This window comes from Maribacter sp. (assembly GCF_049667165.1).
Classification (GTDB): Bacteria; Bacteroidota; Bacteroidia; order Flavobacteriales; family Flavobacteriaceae; genus Maribacter_A.
On the sequence record NZ_JBATHS010000201.1, the window covers coordinates 1 to 5,137 of the forward strand.

Genomic DNA, 5,137 nt, shown 5'->3' on the forward strand with positions numbered 1-5,137 from the left:
ATCGGTCTATCAATAGGCTTAAGTGCTGCCTTTGTCATTGGGGCAATGATCTATTATGATTTGACCTTTGACAAGTTCCATCCCGATGGAGAGCGTATTTATCGTCTAACATCCGATTTTATGAGCCCCGAGGGCTATTTTCACAATCGAGGTGTCGCCGTTCCCATTGGGAAATATGCCAAAGAGGATATGACCGGTTTTGAAACCGTAAGCACCTTCTTCACACAATACCTTCAATCTGTTGAAAATGAAGAAACTGCCAAAACCTATCGCAATATTGAAGATGCTATCATTACAGACGCCAACTATTTTGACCTCTTCAATTACAATTGGCTGACGGGTTCACCCACTAGCCTGTCGCAACCAGGGCAACTGGTACTTACTTTGGAGAGGGCCACCCGTTATTTTCCAAATTTGAAACCCCATGAAATTATGGGCCGGGTTTTGATATATAATGATGGGATTCCGATGACCGTATCTGGCATTGTTGAAGATCCCAAACAACGGACCGACCTGTATTTCAAAGAGTTTTTGTCGTTGGAAACCGTCAGGGATACCCCCCTTGAAGCTGATTTCTTCAATAATGAGTGGAACAGTACGAACTCATCGAATATGGTGTTCGTAAAAATCGCACCGAACACAAACCTAACAACAATTCAAAAGCAATTGGATGCAGTGGCCTATGAGCATGCCGATAAGCAAACCTATGATTTAGGCCAAAGAAGGAACTTTCACCTACAACCCTTGGCGGATATCCATTTTAATAAAGACTACGGCATTTTCAACAATTCGGAATACGTTGCAAGCAAAATCGTATTGGTAAGCTTGGGTCTTGCGGCTTTATTTTTGCTGCTACTGGGCTGTATTAATTTTATCAATCTCAATACGGCCCAAGCTACTAAACGAGCAAAGGAGATCGGTATCCGAAAAACGCTGGGAAGTTCAAGGAAACAATTGGTTTTCCAGTTTTTGGGCGAAACTTTCCTTTTGACTTTAAGCGCAACGGTAGCATCCGTTTTTTTGGCCTCATGGTTGTTTCGGGTTTTTTCCGATTTCATTCCAGAAGGGGTTGCATTCGGTCTGTTCTCCCATCCTATGCTTATTGTTTCATTGGTTGTACTTCTATTGTTGATCACTTTTTTTTCAGGCTTTTATCCTGCCTTGGTACTTTCGGATTATAAACCGGTATCCGTTTTGAAAAATCAGGTCATATCGGGCAATGATAAAACGGCCCTTCGAAAATATCTGACGGTTTTTCAATTTGTAATCGCACAGATTTTTATCGTGGCCACATTTATCGTGGGCAAACAATTAAGTTTTCTAATGGCTAAGGACATGGGGTTTAAGACTGAGGCGAATGCCTACGTTCGGGTCTGGCAAAATGATGATTTAAGTAAACGCATCACTTTTGCAGATGCCCTTGCGCAGATACCCGAGATTTCAATGATAAGTCTGGCCAATGATCCCCCCGCCTCGAATAATAGCAATTCGACCATTGTGACCTTTAGTGACGATCGGAAAGAAATCAATACAGAACTACAACAACTCTTCGGCGATCTGAATTACCTTAAAGTATATGATATCGAATTATTGGCAGGCCGGGATAGGCTTAATGATACGATTCAGGAATATGTAATCAACGAAACCTATTCCAAAATACTGGGGTTTCAAAATCCGACGGATGCGATTGGTAAATTCTTAAAATTCGACGATGGGCAATTTCCAATCGTTGGGGTGATGAAAGATTTTCATCAACGTTCCTTACGTTCGAACATTCAACCTATGGCTTTGATTGGGGATGCGAATAGGGATATTTACACCCAATTCAATACACTTCATTTTTCATTGAACGAACAGGCCTCAAACGATTTGACCCCTGTAATTACCAAGGTGGGGAATGCTTGGAAATCCGTTTATCCCGAGGATGTTTTTGAAATCCATTTTATGGATGATACCGTAAAGCAATTCTATGAACAAGAGCGCAAAACTTCGGTTTTATTGAAATGGGCAACCGGCTTGGCGATAGTGATAAGTTGTCTGGGACTGTTGGGATTGGTCATACATACCACCGAAAGACGCACCAAGGAGATCGGTGTCCGAAAAGTACTCGGTGCCTCGTTGACCCAATTGAACCTCTTATTGTGCAAGGAATTTTTGATCTTGGTAGGCATCGCCTTTGCGATTGCCGTACCCATAGCTTGGTACGGCCTGAACAATTGGTTACAGGATTTTGCCTATAAGACAAAACTGAGTTGGTGGGTTTTCGCCTTGAGTGGACTCGCCATGCTTATGATTACGTTGCTCATTATAAGTATCCGAACGATTGCGGCAGCGAATCGAGATCCGGTGAAGAGTTTACGAACGGAGTAAAAAATATAAACATTATAAAAATGAACGCTATAAAATCATACATCAGGCACTTGGTAAAGAATAAACTGTATACCGCAGTGACAATCATAGGTTTTGCTATTTCGTTGACTTTTATTTTACTTTTAAGTGTGTATATCGGCAATGAGCAATCGGTCGATAATTTCCATGTAAACAAAGATCGTTTATACCGTTTGGAAAACGAATCGGTCGATTTTTCGCCTCCTATTGCCGAAGACCTAAAAAATAGTATTCCGGAAATCAAAGATTTTACTAGGGTTCTGGATAGTGAAGGTCGAATAAATGTAGCCGATGGGCAAAAGTTAAAAATCAGTTATCTAGGGGTCGATGCCTCCTTTTTCGATATGTTTTCCTTCCCTTTAGTACATGGGAAACCGGATGAAGTGCTCCAAACAGCCAATAGTATCGTGCTATCAAAATCGATGGCCATGAAATTGTTCGGCACCATCGATGTGGTGGGTAAATCCGTGTTTTTGGATACAGTAAATAAGTTCACAATTACAGGGATTATGGACGACTTTCCAGAAAACACCCATTTCACCTACCAAGATGCTCTTGTGAATTTAATGGCTTTCAAAGCGCTGTGGGGTTTTGAGAATATTATGCAAGAATACGGTTTTGCTTCGCTATCCATCTATCTTTTGGCGAAAGAAAACGCTGACCTTCCCGCTAAGGCCTCTTCGATATTGGAGAAATTCAAAAAGGATTATTGGTTATATACCGAAGGTTGGGCCACGACGGTCGAGCTTACACCTTTAAAGGATTTGTATTTTAGTAATAAGGTTGGCAATGGCACCAAAAGTAATAGTAAGAGCCTGGTTACCATACTATCGTTCATTGTGCTTCTCATTCTATTATTAGCAGTAGGCAATTATGTGAATTTGACCATTGCCCAGGCTACCTTTCGAGGAAAGGAAGTGGCCATCAAAAAATTGTTGGGAAGTTCTAAAAGACAATTGTTCCTTCAATTTATCCGGGAATCCGTTTTATTATGTTTCACCGCAGTTTTGCTATCTCTTTTTTTAGCTAAATTAATTGAACCTGTATTTGACTCTTTGTTGCATACCCGATTGCATTTGAATGACAGAATCAATCTACCGAACCTTGTTGTCTTTATACCACTGTTTGCCTTGATAGGGGTACTATCAGGTATTCTGCCAGCAATAAAAATCGCTGGTTTCAGACCTATTGAAGTAGTCAAAGGTACCTTTAGGACAAAGGTCAAAAGTATTTATGGAAAGGCCTTTATTACCTTTCAATATACCGTGACCATTGCCTTATTGGCCTGTAGTTGGATTATCTTAAAACAGACCGATTTTTTACGGAACCAAGACCTCGGTTTTCAAAAAGATAATATTGTTCATATGGAATATTTGGGTGCAACCGATAAAAAAGGAACTATAAAAAATGCCCTTTTACAGATACCTGGGGTAGAAGATGTTACTATCACCTGGCAAAGTCCCTTGAGCGGGGGTAGTAACCAGACTTTTGAGAGTAATGGAAAATCAGTGAGCTTTCAGGAATTTGCGGTAGATTCCTCTTTTTTCCATGTTTTTAATATGAAAGTGAAACCATCTGACGTGGCTTACTCTGATAAAGGAATGTACCTCAATGAGACAGCAATCAAGGAATTAGGACTTACAGATGAAGCAATATCCTTCAAAATGGAGGAAAATGAAATACCCATTCTTGGTATCGTAAATGATTTTAATTTTAAGGAACTCCGAGATAACATAGGGCCATTGATGATTCGGCAGCAAACACCAAATTTTCAGGCAGATGACATCTTCCTAAAAGTTAATGGAACCAATGTTTTTGATACGGCCGATAAGATCAAAACTACATATGCCAGCCTAGTTGAGAATGCCGAATTTGATATAACATTCGTCGATGACGCGATCAATCAATGGTATGAAAAGGATGAGCGAACAGGAAAGATCATCGGGTATTTTACGCTACTCTCATTTATCATTTCCGCAATGGGAATTTTGGCCATGTCCACTTTTTATATGCAACAACGCAAAAAGGAAATCAGTATCCGAAAAGTTAATGGGGCGACCATATCCCAAATTCTCTCTCTTTTAAATAAGGATTTTGTAAAGTGGGTTGCTCTGGCCTTTGTTATTGCAGTCCCTGTTTCATGGTATGCCATGAACCAATGGCTCGAAGGCTTCGCCTATAAAACGACCATGAATTGGTGGGTCTTTGCCATGGCAGGGGTTGCAGCTCTCGCAATCGCATTGTTGACCGTAAGTTGGCAGAGTTTTAGGGCAGCAGTGGCAAATCCAGTAGATGCTTTGAAGGAAGAATAATTTAATAAAATCGAAAAACTATGCTTTTAAAACTGAGTACTATTTTCAAATGGGTCAATTCAGGAGGGAACCGTATTTTTTTACTGAAAGACATCAACCTTGAAGTCGAAGAAGGTGAATTTATATCCATAATGGGTCCTTCTGGTTCGGGAAAATCCACTTTGCTCAATGTAATCGGAATGCTCGATGATTTTGATGAGGGCGAATACAGTTTCTTGGATGAACCTGTACACCAACTCAAGGAAAAACATCGTGCCAATCTGTACAAACAATATATTGGTTTTGTGTTCCAGGCTTACCACTTAATCGACGAACTTACGGTTTATGAAAATTTGGAAATGCCTTTACTCTATAAAAAACATTCAGGTTCTGAACGCAAGGCCATGGTCGCCGATATGCTCGATCGTTTTAATATCGTGGGCAAGAAAGATCTTTTT

General features: G+C 40.4%; 3 protein-coding genes. All 3 read left to right on the forward strand.

The annotated features are described in order from the left end of the window. The coding region (locus WBM98_RS10150) for an ABC transporter permease (protein ID WP_424365909.1) at positions 1-2,370 on the forward strand (2,370 nt) is incomplete at its 5' end. A 20-nt stretch (positions 2,371-2,390) separates the two neighbouring features. Next, a complete protein-coding gene (locus WBM98_RS10155; protein WP_424365910.1) occupies positions 2,391-4,700 on the forward strand; it encodes an ABC transporter permease in 2,310 nt (769 codons plus the stop codon). Between the two features lie 20 nt (positions 4,701-4,720). Continuing rightward, the coding region (locus tag WBM98_RS10160; RefSeq protein ID WP_424365911.1) for an ABC transporter ATP-binding protein at positions 4,721-5,137 on the forward strand (417 nt) is incomplete at its 3' end.